This is a genomic window from Vibrio sp. 1978, assembly GCF_033344345.1.
Genome location: NZ_JAWPOP010000443.1, coordinates 1 through 713, shown reverse-complemented (window position 1 = coordinate 713; position 713 = coordinate 1). Strand labels below are relative to the sequence as shown.

Below are 713 nucleotides of genomic sequence, written 5' to 3'. Positions count from 1 at the left end.
TCTACTTGGTCAGTTTCCCCCAAACGTACCGGATGAAGAACTGACACCAGAGCTTTATGCGCCTGTATTTGCAAAAGCACTTGTGAATGGTTCTCTTTATGTCGCTAGTTTCCCTAAAACAAAGAAAAACGCGACAATATCCAGTGAACCAACACCGGTACCTAAGCAAGTAAAAGCAAAGTCTAAGCAGAACAAAGCACATACATCTTCTAAAACCCAAGCTAAGAATTCAGCCTCTGCAAAGCCTTTACAGACGGGCAGCGAATGTCATGAAAAAGCGGGAGATCCGGTTTCTCTAGTAACGGGCGAAGAAATATTAACACTCAATGATGTAGAGCTTCCCAATGGCTTCGTTTGGTCAAGAACGTATCGCTCATCCAAAGCTTCCCGAAATCAAGGTCTTGGTTACGGTTGGCGACATGCTTTTCAATTTGAACTGAAAGAAGTCACAGATGAAAAGCACAACGTCACCTCATGGGAATTTGTAAGTGATTCTGCTGACGAGATTGAATTTGAACCAGTTGAGCATGGTTCAACTAGTTATCAAGTCTATGTCGGAGCAAGCTGTCATTTCCTAAACCCAAATACACGAATTGTCACTCTCTCTAGTGGTGATCAATATCGTTTTGAGTTGGTTGAAGACATTTGGCTATTAAAACAAGTCCGCAATGGAATCTTTTCGACGTTCCAACTCCGTTATTCGAGAAACCATC

Annotated in this window: 1 protein-coding gene; it reads left to right on the top strand. The window is 42.4% G+C overall.

All coding sequences use genetic code 11. The annotated features are described in order from the left end of the window. On the top strand, positions 1-713 hold a 713-nt coding region (locus tag R8N49_RS27130; RefSeq protein ID WP_318190451.1), incomplete at both ends, for a DUF6531 domain-containing protein.